The sequence below is a fragment of the Pyxidicoccus sp. MSG2 genome, from assembly GCF_026626705.1.
Classification (GTDB): Bacteria; Myxococcota; Myxococcia; order Myxococcales; family Myxococcaceae; genus Myxococcus.
This window is the reverse complement of the sequence record NZ_JAPNKC010000001.1, coordinates 4,697,860-4,716,105: the sequence shown is the minus strand read 5'-3', so window position 1 is coordinate 4,716,105 and position 18,246 is coordinate 4,697,860. Positions and strand designations below refer to the sequence as shown.

At 71.7% G+C, this 18,246-nt stretch carries 12 protein-coding genes and 1 tRNA gene; 7 read left to right on the top strand and 6 right to left on the bottom strand.

All coding sequences use genetic code 11. The features are described 5' to 3' along the window. The first annotated feature begins 78 nt into the window (after positions 1-78). Both OV427_RS18175 and OV427_RS18170 read left to right on the top strand, forming a co-directional pair. Positions 79-2,079 (top strand): S9 family peptidase, encoded by a 2,001-nt coding sequence (locus OV427_RS18175; protein WP_267857383.1) that lies wholly within the window; start codon positions 79-81, stop codon positions 2,077-2,079. A gap of 213 nt (positions 2,080-2,292) precedes the next feature. Beyond that, complete coding sequence (locus OV427_RS18170; RefSeq protein ID WP_267857382.1) at positions 2,293-2,838, top strand: hypothetical protein; 546 nt, start codon at positions 2,293-2,295, stop codon at positions 2,836-2,838. A gap of 171 nt (positions 2,839-3,009) precedes the next feature. On the opposite strand, the gene OV427_RS18165 is transcribed toward OV427_RS18170, so the two are convergent. Then, positions 3,010-5,730: a GAF domain-containing protein gene (locus tag OV427_RS18165; RefSeq protein ID WP_267857381.1), complete on the bottom strand. Its 2,721-nt coding sequence runs from the start codon at positions 5,728-5,730 to the stop codon at positions 3,010-3,012. Positions 5,731-6,000: 270 nt separating this feature from the next. On the opposite strand from OV427_RS18165, the gene OV427_RS18160 reads away from it, so the two are divergent. The 3 genes from OV427_RS18160 (at position 6,001) to OV427_RS18150 (ending at position 9,474) form a co-directional block, all read left to right on the top strand. Next, positions 6,001-7,911: a potassium transporter Kup gene (locus OV427_RS18160; protein ID WP_267857380.1), complete on the top strand. Its 1,911-nt coding sequence runs from the start codon at positions 6,001-6,003 to the stop codon at positions 7,909-7,911. A 76-nt stretch (positions 7,912-7,987) separates the two neighbouring features. Continuing rightward, a tRNA-Trp gene (locus OV427_RS18155) sits at positions 7,988-8,060 on the top strand. A 364-nt stretch (positions 8,061-8,424) separates the two neighbouring features. Continuing rightward, positions 8,425-9,474: a hypothetical protein gene (locus OV427_RS18150; protein WP_267857379.1), complete on the top strand. Its 1,050-nt coding sequence runs from the start codon at positions 8,425-8,427 to the stop codon at positions 9,472-9,474. A gap of 9 nt (positions 9,475-9,483) precedes the next feature. Here the strand turns inward: OV427_RS18150 and OV427_RS18145 are convergent, their stop codons facing one another. Both OV427_RS18145 and OV427_RS18140 read right to left on the bottom strand, forming a co-directional pair. Continuing rightward, positions 9,484-10,065 (bottom strand): TIGR02265 family protein, encoded by a 582-nt coding sequence (locus tag OV427_RS18145; protein WP_267857378.1) that lies wholly within the window; start codon positions 10,063-10,065, stop codon positions 9,484-9,486. A 61-nt stretch (positions 10,066-10,126) separates the two neighbouring features. After that, complete coding sequence (locus OV427_RS18140) at positions 10,127-10,864, bottom strand: metallophosphoesterase (protein WP_267857377.1); 738 nt, start codon at positions 10,862-10,864, stop codon at positions 10,127-10,129. 441 nt (positions 10,865-11,305) lie between these two features. Here OV427_RS18140 and OV427_RS18135 point away from each other — a divergent pair, with 441 nt between their 5' ends. Then, positions 11,306-12,931 carry an N-acetylmuramoyl-L-alanine amidase gene (locus OV427_RS18135; RefSeq protein ID WP_267857376.1) on the top strand — a complete coding sequence of 542 codons (1,626 nt, stop codon included), beginning with the start codon at positions 11,306-11,308 and terminating at the stop codon, positions 12,929-12,931. Positions 12,932-12,938: 7 nt separating this feature from the next. After that, positions 12,939-14,042 (top strand): TolB family protein, encoded by a 1,104-nt coding sequence (locus OV427_RS18130; RefSeq protein ID WP_267857375.1) that lies wholly within the window; start codon positions 12,939-12,941, stop codon positions 14,040-14,042. 1 nt (position 14,043) lies between these two features. Here the strand turns inward: OV427_RS18130 and OV427_RS18125 are convergent, their stop codons facing one another. The 3 genes from OV427_RS18125 to OV427_RS18115 all read right to left on the bottom strand — a co-directional run bounded on the left by OV427_RS18125 (position 14,044) and on the right by OV427_RS18115 (position 18,021). Then, a complete protein-coding gene (locus tag OV427_RS18125) occupies positions 14,044-16,410 on the bottom strand; it encodes a sensor histidine kinase (RefSeq protein ID WP_267857374.1) in 2,367 nt (788 codons plus the stop codon). A 192-nt stretch (positions 16,411-16,602) separates the two neighbouring features. Beyond that, positions 16,603-17,052, bottom strand: a complete 450-nt coding sequence (locus OV427_RS18120) for a hypothetical protein (protein WP_267857373.1) — start codon at positions 17,050-17,052, stop codon at positions 16,603-16,605. Between the two features lie 108 nt (positions 17,053-17,160). Further along, positions 17,161-18,021 (bottom strand): carboxypeptidase regulatory-like domain-containing protein, encoded by an 861-nt coding sequence (locus OV427_RS18115; protein WP_267857372.1) that lies wholly within the window; start codon positions 18,019-18,021, stop codon positions 17,161-17,163. Positions 18,022-18,246: the final 225 nt, after the last annotated feature.

Here is an 18,246-nt window from a genome sequence, read left to right as displayed (position 1 = left end):
TGGCGCCGTGCGTCAGGAGACTGTCGCGAGCATCGGTGTCTAGGTTTGCTCCAGGGCGCGCTGCTACCTTGCGCGTCCATGAACCTCGGAGCCCTTCCCCTCATCGTGTCGCTGCTCGCCGCGCAGGCCGCGCCGTCGTCCAAGGCGCCGTCGCAGGTGCCCGGAATCGCCCCGCTGCCCGGTCAGCCGAACGTCTGGGTGAGCAACGTGCCGCCCGTGCCGCCGGAACTGCGCCAGCGGCTGGACCAGTACCTGGAGGCGCGCTCGGCCTCGCTGGTGGACGTGACGGGTGACGGGAAGCAGGTGCTCATCTCCACGCGCTTCGCGAACACCAACCAGCTCCACGTGGTGGAGATGCCCATGGGCGCGCGCACGCAGCTCACCTTCACGGACGAGCCCATCACCAACGCGCGCTTCCAGCCCGGCAACCCGCAGGCCATCTACTACCTGCAGGACAAGGGTGGCGGTGAGTTCTTCCAGCTCTTCCGGTTGGACCGCCGCACGGGCCGCTCCGAGCTGCTCACCGACGGCAAGAGCCGCCACGAGGGCCTGCGCGTCTCCCGCGACGGCGGTTGGGTGACGTACGGCGGTACGGGACGCAACGGCAAGGACACGGACGTGTACGTGGCCCCCACCAGCGACGCGAAGCAGGCCCGCCGCGTCACCGAGGCGGAGGGGACGTGGCTCCCGGTGGAGTTCTCTCCGGACGGCTCGAAGCTGCTCGTCGTCCAGACTCGCGCGGTGGACGACTCGGATCTGCACGTGGTGGACCTGAAGACGGGCGAGCGCCGCCAGCTCACCCCGAAGGAGGGCAAGGGCAGCGTCGGCGCCGCCGTCTTCACCCAGGACGGGCAGGCCGTGTACCTGGTGACGGACCGCTACGGCGACTTCGCCGAGCTGTACCGCCTGGAGCTGGCGAAGGCGCCCTTCACCGGGACGCCCGTGTCGCTGACGAAGTCGGTGCGGTGGAACGTGGTGAGCGCGACGCTGTCGTCGGACGGCCGCCAGCTCGCGGTGGGCATCAACGAGGACGGCTACGTCCGCGTGTACCTGCTGGACACGCGCACGCAGAAGCTGGCGCCGGTGGAGATTCCGAAGGGCGTGGTGTCCACGCTGCGCTTCCCGCTCCAGCGCCCGGACCTGCTGGCCTTCGCGATGGGCGACGCGCGCTCGCCCTCGGACGTCTGGACGGTGGACCTCAAGACGCGCAAGCCCACGCGGTGGACGCGCTCGGAGGTGGGTGGCATCGACACGGACCTCTTCACCATGCCGGAGCTGGTGCGCTACCCGTCCACCGACGGCGTGAAGGTGCCGGCCTTCCTCTACAAGCCGAAGCACGCCACCGGGAAGGTGCCCGTCGTCGTCGTCTTCCACGGCGGCCCCGAGTCGCAGAGCCTCCCCACCTTCAGCAACTTCACCCAGTACCTGGTGACGGAGCTGGGCATGGCGGTGCTGGTGCCCAACGTGCGCGGCTCGGACGGGTACGGCAAGGCGTACCGGGCCATGGATGACGGCGTGAAGCGCGAGCAGAGCCTCGCGGACATCGGCGCGACGCTGGACTTCATCGCCTCGCGTCAGGATTTGGACGCGGCGCGGGTGGGTGTCTACGGCGGCTCGTACGGCGGCTACATGACGCTGGCGGCGGTGACCTTCTTCCCGGAGCGCATCAAGGCCGCGGTGGATGTGGTGGGCATCTCCTCGCTGGGCAGCTTCCTCCAGAATACGCAGGCGTATCGGCGGGACCTGCGGCGCGCGGAGTACGGCGACGAGCGCGACGCCGAGGTGCGCAAGGTGCAGGAGCGCATCTCCCCACTGGGCGCGGTGGAGAAGATTCGCGCCGCGCTCTACGTGCAGCAGGGGGCCAATGACCCGCGCGTGCCGCAGTCGGAGGCGGAGCAGGTCGTCCAGGCGGTGCGCAAGCGCGGCTCGGACGTCTGGTACATGCTGGCCACCGACGAGGGCCATGGCTTCCAGAAGAAGGACAACCGTGACTACGCGCAGATGACCGCGCTGATGTTCCTGGAGAAGCACCTGGGCACCGCGCCCGCGCCGACGGGTGGCGCTACCGGCTCGAAGTAGCTGGCAGGGCGGGTTCGACACCGGACCCCGCCCCCGGGGCGGGGCTGGCGAGCGGACGGGCGGGCAGGCGGGCCGCGAGGTGGAGCCGGGGCCGTGCGCAGGTTCCAGGTGTGATTCCCGGGGGTTGGCGCGAGGTGGAGGCCGGGCCGGTATGTGATGTGCGGACGGGCGTTAAGACTCTCGGAGCAAAGCCTGGGAGAGGGAGGATTCCGTATGAAGCGCTTTCTGATGCCGCTGCGCCGGGGTGTATGGGTGGTGGGGATGCTGCTGGGGGCGGGGGTCGCGGTGTCGGCGCCCAGACAGGACGCCATCAACCTGCGGATTGCCCGTGAGCAGTTCAACCTGGTGATGACGCCGGGAGAGGTGACGGGGATGGACTTCCAGCTCACGCGCGCCCCCGGTGAGCTGCGGGGCCGCACGTACCTGGGCACCGTCACCCTGGAGGTGAAGCCGGGCGAGGTGAAGGGCGTGCTGGCCGGCGCCACGGTGAACCTGAAGGTGGCGAAGGAGGGCGACGCGATTGTCGCCAAGGGCGGCTTCGGCGGGCGCCCGGTGGACCTGAAGCTGAGCCCCAGCGAGATGAAGGTCTACGTCCGTGACTGCACCTACCGGCTGAAGGCGCAGGATGATGGCCGCTTCTACGTGGGCAGGCGCAGCTGCGACGTTGCCTCCACGCCGCCGTCCGAAGTCTGGCTGCCGGACGAGTTCATGGCCGCCTCCCCCGAGGAGAAGGCCGCCATCCTGCTCCTGGCGCTGTGAGCCAGGGGCGGGGCTCCGGAGTGCGCAACGCGCACGGGGCTCCGGAGTGCGCAACGCGCACGGGGCTCCGGAGTGCGCAATGCGCACGGGGCTCCGGAGTGCGCAATGCGCACGGGGCTTCGGAGTGCGCAACGCGCACGGGGCTTCGGATGGGGGGCGTGAGAGCGCCCCTCACCCCGCGGCCCGGGGCAGCTCCACGGTGAAGGTGGAGCCCACGCCCAGATGGCTGCACACGGCGATGTGGCCACCCATGGCCTCCACCATCTGCCGCGCAATCCAGAGTCCCAGCCCGAAGCCGCCGTAGTTGCGCTCGGATACGGCTCGCTCGAAGCGGTGGAAGAGGCGTGACAGGTGCTCCGCGCCGATGCCGATGCCCCCGTCGCGCACGTCCAGGCGCACGCGCTCGTCGGTGGCCGTCAGCTCCATGCGCACGGGCTGGCTCCGGCCGTACTTCACCGCGTTGGACAGGAGGTTGGTGAGCACCTGGTCCAGCCGCAGCCGGTCCCACTGTCCGACGGCGTCCGGTGCCAGCACCAGCTCCAGCGGAGTGCCGGTGCGCGCCAGCTCGGGCTCGAAGCGCTCGGCCACCTCGCGCACCAGCGCGCCCAGGTCCAGCGGCTCCAGGCTCAGCTCCAGCCGTCCCGCGCTGATGCGGGACACGTCCAGCAGCTCGTTGACGAGCTGCGTCTGTCGCTTGAGCTGGCGGCCGACGGCCTCCAGGCCCCGGCGCAGGCGGTCCGGCGGAATCCCCGAGGGCGAGCGCTTCAACGCGGCCTCGAGGTTCTGCACCTGAAGCTGGAGCGCGCTGATGGGCGTCTTCAGCTCGTGGCTGGCGATGGAGAGGAACTCCTCGCGCAGGCGGATGGCCTGACGTGCCTCGCGGTAGAGCCGGGCATTGTCGATGGCGAGGGCCGCCCGGCGGGAGAGCTCCTGCGCCAGCTCCAAATCCCTCGCGTCATAGGGCCGCCGTGAAGTGACGAACGTCAGCGCCCCCAGCGTCTGCCCGCGGACCTGCAACGGCACGCACAGCCAGGCACGCGCATCCCCGGACGCGTCCAGCTCCAGCCCCGGGTGCAGCGCCGGCTCGCCGGAGGCCATGGCTCGCGACACCACCTCGAGGCCTGGCGCCGGGACGGCTTGCGCCGCTGCTTCCAGGGCTTGCGCCTGGGTACTCCCCGGTGCGCTGCTTCCCGCGCACGCCGTGGCCACGCAGCGCGCCTCGCCCGCCTCGTCCGCGAGGAAGACGCCACACGCCTCCGCATACGCGGGCACCGCCAGGTGCGCCACGCGCTCCAGCGTCTCTTCCTGCTCCAGGCTCGCGGCGAGCACCCCGCCGGCTCCCGCGAGGAAGCGCTGGGCGTCCTCGCTGCGCCGGCGCCCGGTGATGTCCACCAGGATGCCCAGGCACTGCACGGGCCCGCCCGGCGGGCACACCCGCGCCGTCCACAGCGCTACCTGGATGGGCGTGCCGTCCCGGTGTTGCCCCTCTGTCTCCACGCCCGCCAGCACCCGGCCCTGAGCCACGCCCTCCAGGTGGTGGCGGAACTCCTCGTGCCGCGATGCGGACACCACCGGGAGCGCCTGGCCGAGCGCCTCGTCCGCCGTCCACCCGAACATGCGCTCCGCGGCGGGGTTCCACAGCCGCACCGTGCCGTCCATGTCCAGCAGCAGGATGGCCGCGGGCGACGCCTGGATGATGGCGGCCAGCGTCTGGTGAGCCTCGCGCAGCGCCGCCCTCGCGCGCTGCTCCTGCTCCAGCAGCCGGGCCCGTGCCAGCGCCTGCGCGGCGTGGTGCGCGAGCAGCTCCAGGAAGGCGCGCTCGTCGTCGTCGAAGGCGTGCGGCTCGGAGAAGGTGAACAGCAGCGTCCCCAGCGCGCGCCCGTCCACCAACAGCGGCAGGCACACCGACGAGGGCGCCGGACTGCCCTGGGCCCGCCGGCAGCGCTCGGCCAGCTCCGGGAAGCGCAGGGCCAGCGCATCCGGCGTCTCCAGCCACACCGGGCGCGCGTCGCGGATGGACTCGGTGATGGGCGAGGCGTGCTCCAGCGGCACCACGCCGAAGACGCCGGTCAGCATGCGTGAGTCCTCACCCGTGCAGCGCAGCAGCCGGGCCTGTCCGTCTCCAGGCTCCACCAGCCAGAAGCCGCCGCCGCGCGCGCCCACCGCCTCCACGCCCTGGTCCACGACCACTTCCGCCACGCGCGGCGCGGTGAGCACCTGGGACAGCTCCGCCGTCACCCGCTGCAAGCGCGCCAGCCGGCCCGCGGCCACCTCCGCCGCCTGCCGGGCCCGCCGCTCCGCCGCGTACGCACGCGCCACGTCCAGCGCCTGAGCGGCCCGGTCCGCCAGCTCCTGGAGGAGCAGCTGCTCTCCCGCTTCGAAGGGCGCCGCCGCCGGCTCCCGCCACACGGTGAGCGTCCCCAGCCCCCGTCCCCGCGTGCGCAGGGGCAGCACCAGTGAGCGGGTGAAGGGAAGCCGGTCCAGCAGGCCGTGGTGCTGCGGGGGCACCAGGCGGCGCAATTCCTCCACCTCCTGGCGCGGCACCCACAGGGGCTGGCCCGAGCGCAGGACTTCGGCGGAGGGGCCCTCGTCCGCGCGCAGCACCGGGGCGATGAGGGACTGGAAGAGGGGCCGCGTCTCCGGCGAGGCGGAGGCGGAGGCCACCGTGCGCAGCCACCGGCCGTCCTCGGACGTCAGCCGCAGCGCGCACGCGGCGCCGAGCAGGGGCACCACCAGCTCGCACAGCCGCTCCATGACGGCCGGGGGTTCCAGGCTGACGTCGGCCAGCACCCGTGAGGCCTCGGCCAGCAGCGCCAGCCGCTCCTCCACCTCTGGCGCCTGCGCCCCGTACTGCCACGGCTCACCCCATCTGGATACCGCCGACCTGGTCATCGCGCCCCCGTCCGGGAATGGGAACATGGAGGTCACGAACGGGGGATGCCCCCGGTGTGCCGGGCCGGCCTGGCTTCTCGGGTGGCCAACACCCCGCGGCCCTGACTGTTGGCCTCGTACGCGCAACCCCGGTCCGCGGTGCTGTGGCTCCCGGTGCGTGCCCACCCAGGCACACAAAAGTGTACCCGGGCGTTGGAAAGCGGGGAGCGGTGTGTCACGTCCGTTGCTCACGGCCGGGGTTCGGCTAAAGCGGGGGGCGTGAAAGCCACCATGGTGGGAGTCTCGGGCGGAGCATCCGCCCGCGAGGCCCCGGACACCTTCAAGCGAACAGCGCTCCTGGCCCTGGGGGCCCTGGGCATCGTCTACGGCGACATCGGGACGAGTCCGCTGTACGCGCTGCGCGAGTGTTTCCACGGCCCGCATAGCGTCAGCCCCACGCCGGACAACGTGCTGGGGGTTCTGTCGCTCATCTTCTGGTCGCTCATCATCGTGGTGTCGGTGAAGTACCTCATCTTCGTGATGCGGGCGGACAACCGGGGGGAGGGAGGCATCCTCGCGCTGATGGCGCTGGCCATGCAGCGCCCCCGGGGGCAGGCGCACACCCCGCGGCCGGTGCTGGTGACGCTGGGCATCTTCGGCGCGGCGCTGCTGTACGGCGACGGTGTCATCACCCCGGCCATCACCGTGCTCAGCGCGGTGGAGGGCCTCAACGTGGCCACGCCCGTCTTCGAGCCCTACGTCATCCCGATTACGCTCGTCATCATCGTCATCATCTTCCTGGTGCAGCGGCACGGGACGGCGGGCATCGCCGCGGTGTTCGGCCCCGTCATGTGCCTGTGGTTCGCTACCCTGGCGGTGCTGGGGGCGAAGGAGGTGCTGCACAACCCGGAGGTGCTCTGGGCGCTGTCGCCGCACGAGGGCGCGCTCTTCTTCCTCCACAACGGCAAGCACGGCTTCCTGGTGCTGGGCGCGGTGTTCCTGGTGGTGACGGGCGGCGAGGCGCTCTACGCCGACATGGGGCACTTCGGGTGGAAGCCCATCAAGCGGGCCTGGTTCTTCCTGGTGCTGCCGGGGCTGACGCTCAACTACCTGGGGCAGGGGGCGCTGCTGCTGCGTGACGCGAGCGCGGCGCGCAACCCGTTCTACCTGCTGGCGCCGGACTGGGCGCTCTACCCGCTGGTGGCCCTTGCCACGGCGGCGGGCATCATCGCCTCGCAGACGCTCATCTCCGGAGCGTTCTCCATTACCCGGCAGGCCATGCAGTTGGGCTACAGCCCGCGCATGGAGGTGGTGCACACGTCGGCGGAGGAGATGGGGCAGATCTATCTGCCCGGCCTCAACTGGGTGCTGCTGCTGGGCGTGGTGACGCTGGTGCTGACCTTCCGCTCCTCGAGCGCGCTGGCGTCGGCGTACGGCATCGCCGCGGTGACGACGATGGCCATCACCACCGTCCTCGCCTACGTGGTGGCGCGCGAGCGGTGGGGCGTGGGCCGGGCGCTGACCCTGCCGATTGCGGGCCTGTTCCTGGTGGTGGACCTGTCGTTCTTCGCGGCCAACACGGTGAAGATTGTCGCCGGCGGGTGGCTGCCGCTGCTCCTGGCGCTCATCATCTTCACGCTGATGACGACGTGGAAGCGGGGGCGCGACATCCTGGCGGGCAAGCTGCGCGCGGCGAGCATTCCGCTGAAGGAGTTGCTGGACAGCTTCGGGGGCCATCCGCCGGTGCGGGTGCCGGGCACGGCCATCTTCATGACGGGCAACGCGGAGGGCACGCCGCCGGCGCTGCTGCACAACCTGAAGCACAACAAGGTGCTGCACGAGCAGGTGGTCCTGCTGACCATCATCCCGGAGGACGTGCCGCACGTGCCGGGTGAGGAGCGGGTGGAGGTGGAGCCGCTGGAGCAGGGCTTCGTGCGGGTGGTGGCGCGCTACGGCTTCATGGAGAACCCGAGCATCCCCGACGTGCTGAAGCGCTGCCGGGAGAAGGGGCTCCAGTTCCAGCTCATGGGCACGAGCTTCTTCCTGGGCCGGGAGACGCTGATTCCGACGAAGAAGCCGGGCATGGCGGTGTGGCGCGAGGCGCTCTTCTCCTGGATGAGCCGCAACGCGCGCAGCGCCACGGCGTACTTCCGCATTCCGCCCAACCGCGTGGTGGAGCTGGGCAGCCAGGTGGAGCTGTGAGCGTCCGCTGACGAGCCGGGGGATGTCCCGGCTTGCGTGGCCTTGCCGCGAGCGTGAGGCCCTCCCCGCTCGGGTGGGAGCCGTAGCGCAGCGGTGGTCGCGTCGGTTTCCAATGCCGAAGGACGCCAGTTCGAATCCGGCCGGTTTCCACCCGGGCACTTGCGCCCGCGCCTCGTCGCCGGGGCCTTCGTGTGTCCCTGAATCCGGGTCTTTCTAAATACCCGGATTCATTGGCTGACACTTGCGGGCGGCAGGGTGGGTCTCACCCCAGTCCGTGCTTGACTCTCTGCGTCGGATGCTGAATTTCTCCGCCCCGAGCGGCTGCCGACCGGCCGAGCCATGCCTAAATTTATGTCCAAGACATAAAGTTCCTGTCTGGACGCAACTATTCGGGCCATTTGGCGAGAATATTTCCGGGTAACAGAAAAAGTTCTGTACCACCGGAAGCTCCCTCGGTTACAAGGCGAGCAGGTGTCCCCCGACACCCTGTGTACGAATAAAGGTCAGTCTCCCATGCTCGACGCCGCCACCTTCGTCCCCGCCACCTCGCTCCTCTCCACCGGCGCCACCCAGGGTTCCTGGAACCCGGCGAAGGAGCCCCAGCGGACCCAGGCGCAGGAGCCCCTGCGGAGCCTGGAAGGGCTGGCGCCGCACACGGTGCTGTCGCACGCGGACCTGTACCCGCGCATCTGCGTCCGGGACCCGTACTACGCGCTGAAGGACGTGACGGTGATGGGCGAGGGGGAGGTCGTGGCGCGCATCCCGGTGCAGCAGGACCCGGACGCGGAGGCCGGCCCCATCAGCATCGCGGAGTCGGGGCGTCACCTGGCCATCCTCGGCTCCTGCGCTTCCGCGCTGATGTCGCCCAAGGACGGCCAGCACTTCTACCTGGCGTGCGGCGCGCGCGGTCAGTGGCTGCGCCCGGAGGCCATGGCCCGCTCCACGGAATTGCTCTGGGGCCTGGCCCGCGCGCAGTTCACGGGCAAGCGCACCGCCACCGCGCAGACGCTGCTGTCGCTCGAGGACGGCACGCCGCTGTTCCGCCTGGAGGTGGACTACAACGTCCTCTCCGCCGCCGCCTTCACGCGCCTGTTCGGTGAGGCGCGCGTGGACATGCGCCGCGAGCCGCGCCGGGACGAGGGCGTGCAGCGCACCCCCGAGGAGTGGGCGAAGCTGCGGCAGAACCCGTACAGCAAGCAGCTGGCCCTGCGCGACTGGCGCCCGGATGGCGAGTCCCTGCGCGCCACGCTCGGCCCGGTGACGACGGACATGTGCAAGGGCCACTTCGCCCTGCACCCGGTGATGCCGGTGGCCATTGTCGCCAGCGGCATGACTCGCGTGGCCACCACGCTGCTGCGCCGCCTGGAGGGTGCGCCCTGGGCGCGCTGCCTCGCCAAGGACGTGCGCCTGTCCGCGGACAGCCTCGCGTTCGCCGGGCAGACGGTGACGTTCGGCGCCGTCCGCCGCTCGCACGAGGGCGCGGACCACACCTTCACCTGCCAGGCCTCCGTCGGCGAGCGCGTGGTGGCGGAGCTGGACGTCACCTTCACCCGCGTGGACTGAAGCGCGGCGCTATTCCCACTGGATGTCGTAGTCCACGCGGTCGATGCCGTGTGCCTGGGCCTTCGCGGTACCCTTCAGCCCGAGGACCTTCAGCGCGCCGGTGAGGATGCCCTCGTGGTACGCGGGCGGCAGCATGTCCCGGCGCACGCGCAGCGTGCCGGACTTCGGTCCCGTGGTGAGGTACTCCCGGCTGCCGTAGGAGACGGCCGCGCTGTAGCCCATCTGCGCGCCCGCGAAGAGCTTCTGCGGGTCGCCCCGGGAGATGATGCCGAAGATGAGCATGCCCGGCCCGGTGGAGTAGCGCGTCACGCCCGTCTCGCCGCACGCGTGGTACACGGCGTTCTCCGGCCCCAGCGAGTCCTCCAGCGTGTCCGCCGCGCGGTAGAGCAGCGTGAGGAAGTCCTGCACCGGGTACGAGCGCAGCTCCCAGTAGTCCGTCGCCAGCTCGCCCACGCGCACCGCTTCCACCGCGGGCCGGCCGCCGTGTTGCTCGAGGACGCTGAACACCGTCTTGAAGAACAGCCCACGCACCGAGTCGCCCTGCCTCGCGGCGGCGATGCGGGAGGCGAGCTCCGCCTTGTTGGACGGCATGACACCACTCCTGCTCCCCGCCCATGGCCCCCGGCGGGAAGTTGCGGGAACCTAGCCTGACTTACGCCTCGTCGAGGAGCACCGGTGCGAAGCGCGCCGCGTCACACGACGCCAGCACGTATTTGACTCCGGCGCGCTCCCCCGTGAAGCCCGCGGCGATTCCCTCCGCGTGCAGGTGTCCATACACACACACCTTCGGCGCGAAGGCCTCAATCGGCTCGCTGAAGGCGGTGGCCTTCTGGTTCGCGTACACCGGCGGGAAGTGCACCGCCACCACGCGCACCAGCGGCGTGGGGCTGGCCGCCTCCTTCTTCTTCGCGTCCTCGAACGACGCCGCCAGCCGGCGCGTCTCGCGCTCCACGTAGCCCAGGTCCGCCGGCTCGTCGCCCATCTCCCCGCCGGGCATGGGAGGGGCCTCGGGCGCCGTCCACAGTCGGCTGCCGGCAATCACCCACGGGCCCATGACGACGGCGCTGTTCTGGAGGAAGCCCTCTATTGTGCGGTACGGCTCCAGCAGCTTGCGCAGCTTCGACGCCGAGTCGCCCCACCAGTAGTCGTGGTTGCCGCGCACCAGCACCTTGCGGCCCGGCCGCGCGTCCAGCCACGCCAGGTCCTCCAGCACCTCGTGCGGCCGCGTGCCCCAGGAGATGTCGCCCGCCACGATGACCACGTCCTCCGGGCGCACCCGCTCGTCCCACGCCCGCTGGAGCGGAAGCGGATGCTCCGTCCACCCGAAGCGGTGCATGTCCTTCTGCCGCGTGGAGGGCAGGTGCGTGTCGCCAATGCCGAAGAGCCGCATGCCCCTCCTCATAGCGGAAGCCCCCGCCGCTGTCGGCATCGCCCTGCCTCCCGGCATGCACCCCGGAGGGGCGGCCGCTTCCTTCTGCTTCCGGCGCCACGCCAAAAAGCGAGGAGCATGGGAATTGATGTAACATTTATTTACCTTGTGCCTGTCTTGGAATGCGTCAGTGAGACACGCAGGGGCCACTCCGACGCTCCAGGTCGGGGACTCGGGAGCTGGCGATTCAATCATTTCAAGGGCTTATGTGGTTTCCGCAGCGCGGCAAGGGCCGATTTCTTGACTCGCGAGTGGAGCATCCATGCTCCATCTGGAGCCGGGAAAGCAGGATTTCACGGGGAGAACGTGATTGGCACGCATGCTGCTCATGGCCCGCCCCTGCGCCGCTCCCGGAAGTGGGGGCGGACCGTGGAGCTGCTGACCCCCCTCACTGGAGTTTCCATGCATCTGCGCAAGACTCTCGCGGCCGCCGCCGCGGCCATGGCCATGTCCGCCTGCGGTCCCCAGCCGGAGGCCCCGGCCCCGGAGACGCCCCCCGCCTCCGAGACGCCGTCCAACGCCGCCCAGGACGCCGCCCGCGCGGTGGCGGACGCCGCCCGCCGCACCCCCGTGCAGCTGGACGCGCTGTTCGCCAGGGCCGCCGGTGAGTTCAACGTCCCGGTGAATCTGCTCAAGGCCATCTCCTACGCGGAGACGCGCTGGGAGTTCGTCCAGGGCGCCGAGGAGTTCGAGGGCCGTCCCGCCGCGTTCGGCCTCCTGGCCCTGCGCGGGAAGCACATCACCGAGGGCGCGGCCCTGGCCGGCGTGTCCGAGGCGGCCGTGCGGAGCGACGCGCTCGCCAACCTCCGCGCGGGCGCCGCGCTGCTGTCGAAGTACGCCGCCGAGGCGGGCATCGACCGCGCGGACCTGGGCGCGTGGGCCCCGGTGGCCGTCCGCCTGACGGACATCGCCGACCCGGACGTGCAGGCGCACTACATCCACAACGACGTGTACTCCGTGCTGCGCTCGGGCGAGGGTGCCTTCACCCCCGACGGCAAGGTCGCCGTCTCGCTGGAGCCCGCCTCGGTGGAGGCGAAGTTCGCCCTGCCGCGCATGCAGGCCCTCGCGGCCGGCCCGGACTACGCCGCCTCCGTCTGGCACGCGTCGCCCAACTTCAACGCGCGTCCGGCGGGCACGGACGTGTCGATGGTCATCATCCACACCTGTGAGGGCAACTACGCGGGCTGCTGGGGCTGGCTGGTCAACCCCGACGCGGGCGTCAGCGCCCACTACGTGGTGAACGAGGGCGGCACGGAGATTTCGCAGCTCGTGCGCGAGTCCAGCCGCGCCTGGCACGTGGGCGCCTCCTATGACTGCGGCCTCAACGGCAGCGTCATGTGCGGCAGCAACGGCGTGTCGGTGAACCACTTCTCCGTCGGCATCGAGCACGGCGGCTTCGCCAGCCAGGCCTCGTTCCCCGCCGGCCAGATTGACGCCTCGGCGAAGCTGTCCTGCGACATCACCCAGGGCCAGGGCATCGTCCGCGACAGCTACCACATCGTGGCGCACGGCCGTCTGCAGCCGGCCACCCGCACGGACCCGGGTCCGAACTGGCCGTGGTCCACGTACATCAGCAAGATCAAGAGCTACTGCGGTGACGGCGGCACGCCCACGGGCGCCATCGTCGTCGACAGCAACAACGCCAACAACAACGCCGCCAACGCCCGCTTCTCCACCGTGGGCACCTGGACGGACGGCTACAGCACCGGCTACTACGGCAGCGGCTACTACTACGCCGCCACCGAGGCCGTCTCCGCGCCGGCCGTCTTCGAGTTCTACCTGGCGGCGGCCGCCACGAAGACCATCGACGCCTGGTGGGTGGCGGGCACCAACCGCGCTCCGTCCGCGCCCTTCATCATCACCACCTCGTCGGGCAACGTGACGGTGAACGTGAACCAGCAGGCCAACGGCAGCAAGTGGAACACGCTGGGCACCTACGCGTTCCCGGCCGGCTGGAACAAGGTCCAGCTGAGCCGCTGGACCACCGCGGGCTACGTCGTCATGGCGGACGCCATCCAGGTCCGCTGAGATGACGATGCGGGGCCTCGAACGGAAGCAGCGTTCCTGGCCGTGGCGGGCGCGGGCAGTCGCCGCGCTCGCCGTGCTCGGCGTCGGGTGCTCCGGCCGGTGTGGCGGGGCGTCTGGCGTCGGGCCGCTGTCGAAGGAAGAGGCACGCGCCATTCCGGGCGTGGTGGCCTTCCTGTCGGAGCGGGCGGGGCAGAAGGACGTGTGGTGGGTGACTCCGGACGGGAAGGAGACACAGCTTACGAAGGGCGAGGAGGACGAGTACCCCGGCCCACCGTCGCCAGACGGGAAGTCCCTTCTGGTGGTGGCCGTGCGCGAGCAGGGCGGGCTCCAGTTCCAGCAACTGCGCGTGGTGCCTCTCGAAGGCGGCGGGGCGGTGGTGCCGCTCAACGCGCCCCGGGCGCGCGCGCGCAACGCGAGCTGGGCGCCGGACGGCACGTGGCTGGTGGCCGAGTCCGACGCGCAGGGCTTCAGCGACGTGGTGAAGCTCCAGCCCCGCGAGGGCGTGCCGGAGGTGCCGCTCACGCAGGTGAAGCAGGGCTGCTTCGAGCCGTCGGTGTCGCCGGACGGGACGGAGGTGGCCTACGTGTGCAGCCGCGAGGGCGACCCGGAAATCTACGTGGCGCGCGCGGACGGTACGCAGGAGCGGCGCATCACCGCCTTCCACAAGGAGGACCGCTCGCCGCAGTGGAGCCCGGACGGGAAGTGGCTCGCGTTCATCAGCGACCGCCAGGGCCAGGACAAGCTCTACCTGGTGCGCTCGGACGGAGCGAACCTGCGACCGGTGTCCGGCGCGGCCGTCGAGGGCGAGGAGCGCGAGGCGGCGTGGAGCCCGGACGGACAGAAGCTGGCGTACGTGAGCCGCCTTCCGGGAGGTAGGAGCCGCATCTGGATGACGCCCGTGGCCGGCGGCGCACCGGTGGCGCTGACGGACGGAAAGCAGCGGGACGACATGCCGGCGTGGAGCCCGGACGGGAAGTACCTGGCCTTCGTGTCCGAGCGCCAGGGGGACACGGACGTGTACTTGATGCGCGCGGATGGCACCGGGCAGACGCGGCTCACCACCGCGAAGGGCGCCGACTGGCTGCCGCGCTGGGTGGCCCGGCGCCCGTGACTCAGGCGTTGTTCCCCGGCCCCGTCGCGCCCGGCAGCGGGCCGGGGCCGGGCTCCTGGCGCGGGGGCTCCACCGGCAGACTGAACAGGAAGGTGGCACCCCTGCCGGGCTCGCTCTCCACCCAGATGTGGCCGCCGTGTGCTTCGACGATGAGGCGGCTGATGTAGAGCCCCAGGCCCAGCCCCTTCGTGTCGGACGCACTGCTCTGCTGCGTGCGGTAGTACTTGTCGAAGATGCGCGCCGCGTCCATGGGGGCCAGCCCCGGCCCCTGGTCGCTCACCGACACCACCACCCGCCCTTCCTGCGCCCGGGCGCGCACCACCACCGGCAGCGGCGGCGGGCTGTACTTCGCGGCGTTGCCGAGCAGGTTGGACAGCACCCGCTCCAGCCGCGTCGGGTCCAGCCACACCTGCGGCACCGGGCCTGCCACCTCCAGCCGGAAGCGCTCGCGCAGGTTCGGGGGCACGTCGCGCTCCAGCACCTCCTCCAGGAAGCGCACCAGGTCCTTCGGCTCGCGCCGCAGCGCGGCCCGCTTCGCCTCCAGGCGCGAGCCCTCGAGCAGGTCTTCAATCATGGAGCTCATCCACCCCACGCTGTGGAGGATGGCCTCGGTGAGTCCCTCCTCGCGCGACAGGTGCCGCGCGTGCAGGCCGCGCTGGAGCAGGCTCGCCCGCAGGTTGATGACCTGGAGGGGGCCGCGCAAATCATGCGAGATGAGGCCCACGTATTCCTCGCGCAACTGGTCCAGCTCGTGGCGCGTGGTGAGGTCCTGCAGGCTGACCACCACGCCGCGCGGCCTGCCCGAGGGCCCGGGGATGGGCGCCGCCGTGGCCAGCACGGGCACGGTGTGTCCGCTCGGCTGGACGATGAGGTACTCCTCCGGGCCCACCGCCCTGCCCGTCGCGGCGGCGCGCGCGGAGGGCAATTCCTCCATCCCCACGGGCCGCCCGTCCGGGTAGCGCAGGAGCTTCACGTAATCGGCCTGCCGCATCGGCGTCTGGGGCAGGGCATACATCGCGTCGGCGACGCGGTTGGTCACCACCGTGCCGGCCTCCGGGTCCACGAACACGACGCCCACGGGCGCATGGTCCAACACCACCTGGAGGAGGCCGCGCTGCATCTCCGCCTCCTCGTGGGCGCGCTGCACGCCGGCGAGGAACCGCTCGCGCTCGGTGACGTCGCGGAGCAGGGCGAGCAGGCTCGTCCCCTCCTGGTCCGACACGAGGCTCAGCCGCACCTCCAGCCGCACCTGTGAGCCGTCCTTGCGCAGCCCGTGCAGGGAGCGCTCATCGGGCGCGGCATCCAGGCGGCGGCCGCCGAAGAGTCCCTCTGGAACGAGCACCTCCACCTCGCGCCCGAGCAATTCCTCGCGCCGGTAGCCGAACACCCGCTCCGCCTCCGCGTTGACGAAGCGCAGGAGGCCTCGCGCGTCCACCGTGAGCACCGGAGCCGGCGCCGTCTCCAGCAGCCCGCGGTAGCGCGCCTCGGAGGCCTCCAGCGCGGCGGTGGTCTCCCGGCGGCGGACCTCGAGCACGTCCAGCGCGCGCGCCGCCAGCAGCACCAGCCCCGTGCCGCCCGCGCACACCGCGGTGGCGAAGAGGGGCAGCTTCGCCTCGTGGTTGATGACACCCGCGCCGTACAGCAGGACCAGGCTCACGCCCAGCAGCGGGGGCCCCAGCAGCGCCACGGGGACGAGCCGACGCGCGAGGAACCCGCCCAGCGTGTCGCGCGTGACGCGGGCCACCAGCCCCAGCTCCGGCCGCGCGCACAGCGTGCCCAGCCCCAGCAGCCCCAGTGCGATCGACGTGGGCAGACCCATGCTTCGATGCTCGAGGAAGGGCAGGGGGGCTCCACCCACCAGGGGGCCGAGCAGCAGGCCGTTGAAGCCCAGCAGTGCCAGCAGCATCGCCAGCACCGTGAGCGCGTCCCGTGTCCTCGCCCGCCGCCGGGGACCTCCCAGCATGGCCAGCGCGAGGCCCAGCAGCACCAGGCACATCGAGGTGAGCGGCGAGGAGCGCCTCGCGAGCAGCGAGGCCACGCCCACCTCCACCCCCGTGACGTCATGGATGAGGCTCACCGCGCCAATGGCCAGCACCGCCATCGCGCAGGCCACCGCCATCGCGGAGCGGAGCGCGGAGGCACGGCGCGGCAGCCGCAGGCCCAGCGAGAGTCCTCCGAGTATCAGCGCCAGGCTGCTCGTGGGCTGTGTCGTGGGGTAGCCGGCCATCACCGACTTCAGCACCGTCACGTTGCGCATGTGGCCCAGCAGGGTCAGCACCCCGATGGCGGGAACGCCCAGCGCCGCGAGCCACGCCAGCGCGCGGACCGTGGCCGCGGTACCACTCTGGGGCCTTCCGGTCCTGCTCATCCCTGGCGTCCCCCGAAACGCGGTGCTCCTCCAGCCCCGGGCCTGGGCAGCGGGCCCGGTCCAGGAAGGGCCCGCCTTTCGGCATGGGCGCCCCGGAAAGTCATGCGTCTCGCGCGCGTGTCCGGCATCGGCCAGAGGGGCAGGGCGTCGACAGGTGGGCGGTCGGGGGGCGCGCGAGGGAGGGACGGGGCTTCAGGCCCGTGAGCGCGCGCGGAGGCCGCGTGCCACCCGGGACGGCAGGCCCCTCGCCCCCGCGCCCAGCAGCAGCCCGGCCACCGACAGGAGGATGGCCTTCCCCGTGCCGACGCCCGGGAACAGGCCGAGGACGGGCAGGTGCAGCGGACCCAGCAGGAGCCAGAGCGCTGGCGCCGCGAGCCCCACGGCCAGCAGTGCCACGCGCAGCGCCCGCCGCGAGCCGCCCAGGGCCCCGCTGCCCGCCCAGCCGGCGATGAAGCCATTCACTCCGGGCGCCAGGAACAGCGCCACGGTGGCGCCCACCATGCCCCAGAGGGAGGCGAGGGCATTCTCACGCTCGAAGCGGTCCTCCGGCAGCCACCGTCGGGGCCGGCGGCGGGTCGCGGGCGAGCGCTCGTGCCTGCGCACGGGGAGGCTCGCGTAGCCCCGCATGACGTGTCGCTCCATGGCGCCACACCTCCGACCGCAAGGTGGGCGCGAGGCACGTCCGGAGCCCGCGGGCCCGGCGCGTCTGACTGGAGAGCAGGGGAGCAGGGGCGTGCCCGCCCCACGCCACTAAGGCGGCGGGAAGTTGCCCGGATGGACGGTGAGGAAGAGGCCCCAGCCGGGCGCGGCGCCCACGTTGCGCGGGACATACGCGTCCGCGCCTTCCACGCTCAGCCGGAACGTGTCCGCGTCCGCGCCGGTGTGGACGTAGAGGAACAGGCCGTGCACGTGGGTGCCGTCCTGGGTCACCGCGGCGAAGTCCTCGGTGGGGTAGTAGACGCGGTCGGCCAGGTCGTCCCGGTCGAGCGTCACGCGCGCGCCCACCACGGGGCGGCCGTCCAGGTCCACCACGCGGCCGAGCACGAAGCCCGCGTCGCGCAGCGTGGTGGCCTTGTCACCCGTGTGGCCGCGCAGGCGGGCCTCGCCCATGGCGGCGGAGAGCACGTCGTGGAAGGCGTCCGGCAGTGCCCAGGCGCGCACGTCGACGAGGTCCGTGCGTGGCCGTGCGCCGGTGAAGGCGGTGTCGTAGACGACGGTGGCCGTGTGCACGAAGCCCGGCGCGGTGATGCCCACCGCCACGCTCTGGTGCACCTCGCGCACGGGGACCTCGTCCACGCGGAAGGCTCCGTCCGCGGACAGCGCGCCGGTGCCGAGGCTGGCGTTCACGTCATTGACGGACAGGCGCAAAGGCTCCTCGATGGAGATGGGCACGCCATCCAGCGAGGGGACGGGCTGGCCCCGGGACTCGAGCAGGCGCACGGCCTCGGGCAGCACCTCCGCACGGCCGCTGACGCGGATGCGGAGGTTGTCCAGGTCCACCGCTTCGGCATCCTCGGTGCGGACGCCGGGGTCGGGTGTGAAACCGCCGGAGCCGCAGCCCGGCGCGAGCCCCAGCAAGACACAGGTGGCAATCAGGTAAGGGCGCTTCATCGGCCGGCAACATCTTCACGGCCCCTCGCTGCGGCAATCCACCCCGTCCGCCGTCCGTCCCCTGCCCGACGCCAGGTGAAGTGTGCAGCGCACGAAGCGAGACACCGGGCGGCCCGCCTGTCCGTCTCGGACAGGGGACACGGCCCGGTGTCGGGAATCCATCAGCCTGGGTGCGGCGCCCGCCGCGCTCCGGAATGCCCGCTTCGGCTCCGGTGCGCGGCGGTC

Excerpts from the sequence above, each read along its gene's own strand:
- OV427_RS18135 (WP_267857376.1), top strand. The coding sequence starts at position 11,306 with ATGCATCTGCGCAAGACTCTCGCGGCCGCCGCCGCGGCCATGGCCATG.
- OV427_RS18140 (WP_267857377.1), bottom strand. The coding sequence starts at position 10,864 with ATGCGGCTCTTCGGCATTGGCGACACGCACCTGCCCTCCACGCGGCAG.
- OV427_RS18170 (WP_267857382.1), top strand. The coding sequence starts at position 2,293 with ATGAAGCGCTTTCTGATGCCGCTGCGCCGGGGTGTATGGGTGGTGGGG.
- OV427_RS18115 (WP_267857372.1), bottom strand. The coding sequence starts at position 18,021 with ATGAAGCGCCCTTACCTGATTGCCACCTGTGTCTTGCTGGGGCTCGCG.
- OV427_RS18145 (WP_267857378.1), bottom strand. The coding sequence starts at position 10,065 with ATGCCGTCCAACAAGGCGGAGCTCGCCTCCCGCATCGCCGCCGCGAGG.
- OV427_RS18150 (WP_267857379.1), top strand. The coding sequence starts at position 8,425 with ATGCTCGACGCCGCCACCTTCGTCCCCGCCACCTCGCTCCTCTCCACC.
- OV427_RS18130 (WP_267857375.1), top strand. The coding sequence starts at position 12,939 with ATGCGGGGCCTCGAACGGAAGCAGCGTTCCTGGCCGTGGCGGGCGCGG.
- OV427_RS18165 (WP_267857381.1), bottom strand. The coding sequence starts at position 5,730 with ATGACCAGGTCGGCGGTATCCAGATGGGGTGAGCCGTGGCAGTACGGG.
- OV427_RS18160 (WP_267857380.1), top strand. The coding sequence starts at position 6,001 with ATGGTGGGAGTCTCGGGCGGAGCATCCGCCCGCGAGGCCCCGGACACC.
- OV427_RS18125 (WP_267857374.1), bottom strand. The coding sequence starts at position 16,410 with ATGAGCAGGACCGGAAGGCCCCAGAGTGGTACCGCGGCCACGGTCCGC.
- OV427_RS18120 (WP_267857373.1), bottom strand. The coding sequence starts at position 17,052 with ATGGAGCGACACGTCATGCGGGGCTACGCGAGCCTCCCCGTGCGCAGG.
- OV427_RS18175 (WP_267857383.1), top strand. The coding sequence starts at position 79 with ATGAACCTCGGAGCCCTTCCCCTCATCGTGTCGCTGCTCGCCGCGCAG.